Consider the following 3,167-nt stretch of genomic DNA (forward strand, 5'->3'; position numbering starts at 1 on the left):
CCACAACACCATCAAACCATTTTGGCAGGATTAAACGCTGTTGATTTTTCTAAAAAACCAAGCCGTAGTGAGGTCGAAGAAATCATCGGTAATTTTATCACCGATTTTGGTACACGTCAATTTTTGATGAAAAGTTTGTATTGGCAAGAACCAGGACAACTAGCATTCCGTTTTAATTTAGCAGTTTTTAATAAAAAAATCAGCGAAATAGGTGTCGCACTTCCTGATGAAGCACATTTTGACAAGCCAACCCTTTTCATTCGAGGTGGAAATTCAAACTACATTTTAGATTCAGATATTGAGAATATTGTCACTCACTTTCCTTTAATGAAACTAGAAACTATTCCTAATGCGGGACATTGGCTTCATGCCGAAAATCCTAAATTGTTTCATCAATTAGTTAGTTCTTTTTTGAAACAATAAATAATTTATATTTGTATCTACATAAAATTAAAGTTTATGAAATTATTAGTTAGAATGCTCATCACAGCGGTATTGGTTGTAATCCTATCCCATGTAATGAAAGGGGTGCATATCGCTGGTTTTACAACTGCGCTTATTGTAGCATTTGTTTTAAGTTTGCTTAATCTCTTTATCAAACCACTTATTGTCATTTTTACATTGCCGATAACTATTCTTACTTTAGGATTGTTTTTGTTGTGTATCAATGCAATAATGATTTTAATTTGTTCCTCGATTGTAGGTGGTTTTTATGTTGATGGATTTTTAGTTGCATTGCTGTTTAGTGTTATTTTGTCTATATCTCAGTCTATTATGTATTCAATATTAGGAAAGAACTAAATTCCTGTTTTAACATAAATTTGCATCTAAAGCAAAATTGTTTTGCTAATTTTGTTTTAAATATTGAATTTCAATGAAAAAAATCCACATATATATCATCGTTTTATTAGGTGTCTTTTTGATGCCGAGTACTGCTATGGCTTGTGGAAATTCAAATTCTTCAAAGAAGGGTTGTTCAATGGAAATGACTTCTAAATCTAAAAAAAGTTGTTGCGGAACAAAATCTTGTTCTAAAAATGAAAAACAAAATTCCTGTAACGGAAAGTGTGGTCATGCTGAATGTACTACTAGTTCGTTTAGTTTGAGTTTTTTATTAAATACCACTTTTGAAAACCCAATTAATGTTTTTGATTTTTCATCTGAAAAACAAAAATTCTATGCATCAGATTCAATTACTTCTGATGGATATTCTTCTATCTGGCTTATTCCTAAAATAGGCTAAAACTACAAGGTGACAGCCCTAATTGGGTCAAGTTCGAAGTCATTGAGACTTTAATCATCAATTTTAACGGTCAATAATTTGCTAGGTACTTGTAATGTCTTGTATTTAAGGATTTTTGAGGCCATTTATTTCAATTCTAAAAAACAACAAAATGAAATCACTAATAAATAATGTGATGGCAGTAATATTATTGCTATCCGTAACTTTTGCGAGCGCGCAAATAAAAAACGCTAAAACCGAAACCGTAAAAATATACGGAAACTGTGAAATGTGTAAAAAAACAATCGAAAAAGCAGCTAATGTAAAAGGAGAGGCTACGGTCATTTGGAATGTTGATACTAAAATGGCAACATTAACATTTGATCCTGCTAAAACCAATCCAGATGAAATTCTAAGACGAATTGCTGCTGCAGGTTATGAAAGCGACATATATTTAGCTTCAAATACAGCTTATAATAAGTTGCCTCATTGTTGTCAATATGATAAGCCAGTTAAAAATAAACAAGCCGAATCTATTACAACTCCCAAAGGTGTACCTTTTTGTCATCAAATGAAATCGGAATAGAAAACATTAAATCATTCTCCAGAAATGGATTAATCTTTAAAAATAGTAAAATGAAAAACTATATAGTATTACTCTTTATGGCATTTAGCAGTATTGCTTTTGCCCAAATTAATAAAGCAGAAATTGTTGCAACAGGATTAACCTGTTCCATGTGTTCCAATGCAATTTACAAACAATTACAAAAATCACCTAATGTTGAAAAAGTAGAAACAAATTTGAACACCAATACCTTTACTGTTTATTACACAAAAGACAATCAAACGAAACCTTTAGAGATAAAAGAAAGTATTGAAAAAGCAGGTTTTTTTGTCGGTTCAATGATTGTGTATTTGCCTTCGGAAAGTTTAAAAAGTAACTCTAAAACAACTTTAGAACAAGACAAAACAACTTTTGTGTTTTTAGATGGTAATGCTAAAATTAGTACAAACCAAACCAAAATTAAGATTTTAGGTAAAGGGTATTTGACTTCTAAAGATTTTAAAAAATGGAGTCAAGTCAACGTTAAGAAAACGGATTTTTCGAACTCAAGTTCCAATGTGTATTATGTAAAACTTACTGAATAATGAAAAAGTTAATTTTAATGGTATTGCTTTTTGGTTATACAGCAACCCAAGCACAAGAACTTTTTGTGATGACCGAACCTGCGAGTAATATGCCAACAGGTTCAATAGGGTTTCGATTAAATCAATCAGCTTATAAAAGAGTGGTAAATTCGGGTTACAATTATTTTTTAATGCCCGAATTGATGTGGGGAGCAAATAAAAATTTGATGATTCATACCTCTCTTTTTGTAAGTAATAGAACTAATAATTTGGAAACTGAAGGTGGAAGTATTTACGCTAAATACCGCTTTTTTTCGGTAGATGATGTTCATAGCCATTTTAGAATGGCAGGTTTTGGTCGTTATAGTATTAATAATACTCAAATCAGCCAAGAAGCGATTGATATTATGCGTCACAATTCAGGATATGAAATGGGTTTGATTGCGACACAATTACTAGGAAAAATGGCAATTAGTAGTTCTCTGAGTTTTGAAAAAGCATTGAATAATAAAAAGCATGATTTTCCAGCATCACAAAGTGATAACGCCACTAATTATACGTTGTCTTTTGGAAAATTAATGTATCCAAAAAAATACACTAATTTTAAACAAACCAACATCAATGTGATGTTAGAATTAATTGGACAAACTTTAAATGAGAACGGAAAATCCTATTTGGATGTAGCTCCTTCTGTCCAATTTATTATTCATAGTCAAGCCCGAATAGATATTGGATACAAAACTCAATTATTAAGTTCAATGAATCGTCTTTCGCCTAATGGTGCTTTTTTGAATTTTGAATATACTTTTTTTAATGT

5 protein-coding genes and 1 pseudogene are annotated in these 3,167 nt (G+C 31.0%); all 6 read left to right on the forward strand.

The annotated features are described in order from the left end of the window. Window positions 1-423: pseudogene (locus WBQ70_RS03690) on the forward strand (alpha/beta fold hydrolase); the annotation flags it as partial. Window positions 424-459: 36 nt separating this feature from the next. Next, window positions 460-801: a phage holin family protein gene (locus WBQ70_RS03695; RefSeq protein WP_423910728.1), complete on the forward strand. Its 342-nt coding sequence runs from the start codon at window positions 460-462 to the stop codon at window positions 799-801. A gap of 73 nt (window positions 802-874) precedes the next feature. Continuing rightward, on the forward strand, window positions 875-1,243 hold the full coding sequence (locus tag WBQ70_RS03700) for a hypothetical protein (protein WP_423910731.1): 369 nt from the start codon (window positions 875-877) through the stop codon (window positions 1,241-1,243). A gap of 151 nt (window positions 1,244-1,394) precedes the next feature. Further along, window positions 1,395-1,808 (forward strand): heavy-metal-associated domain-containing protein, encoded by a 414-nt coding sequence (locus tag WBQ70_RS03705; protein WP_423910734.1) that lies wholly within the window; start codon window positions 1,395-1,397, stop codon window positions 1,806-1,808. Window positions 1,809-1,858: 50 nt separating this feature from the next. Next, window positions 1,859-2,371 carry a heavy-metal-associated domain-containing protein gene (locus WBQ70_RS03710; protein ID WP_423910737.1) on the forward strand — a complete coding sequence of 171 codons (513 nt, stop codon included), beginning with the start codon at window positions 1,859-1,861 and terminating at the stop codon, window positions 2,369-2,371. After that, window positions 2,371-3,167 (forward strand): hypothetical protein (locus tag WBQ70_RS03715; protein WP_423910740.1); only part of this gene is annotated, 797 nt, incomplete at its 3' end. The genes WBQ70_RS03710 and WBQ70_RS03715, both read left to right, overlap by 1 nt.

Source organism: Flavobacterium sp., from assembly GCF_049590715.1.
Lineage (GTDB): Bacteria > Bacteroidota > Bacteroidia > Flavobacteriales > Flavobacteriaceae > Flavobacterium.

What these genes read in the sequence shown, in the direction of transcription:
- WBQ70_RS03695 (WP_423910728.1), top strand. Translation starts at nt 460, where the DNA reads ATGAAATTATTAGTTAGAATGCTCATCACAGCGGTATTGGTTGTAATC.
- WBQ70_RS03700 (WP_423910731.1), top strand. Translation starts at nt 875, where the DNA reads ATGAAAAAAATCCACATATATATCATCGTTTTATTAGGTGTCTTTTTG.
- WBQ70_RS03705 (WP_423910734.1), top strand. Translation starts at nt 1,395, where the DNA reads ATGAAATCACTAATAAATAATGTGATGGCAGTAATATTATTGCTATCC.
- WBQ70_RS03710 (WP_423910737.1), top strand. Translation starts at nt 1,859, where the DNA reads ATGAAAAACTATATAGTATTACTCTTTATGGCATTTAGCAGTATTGCT.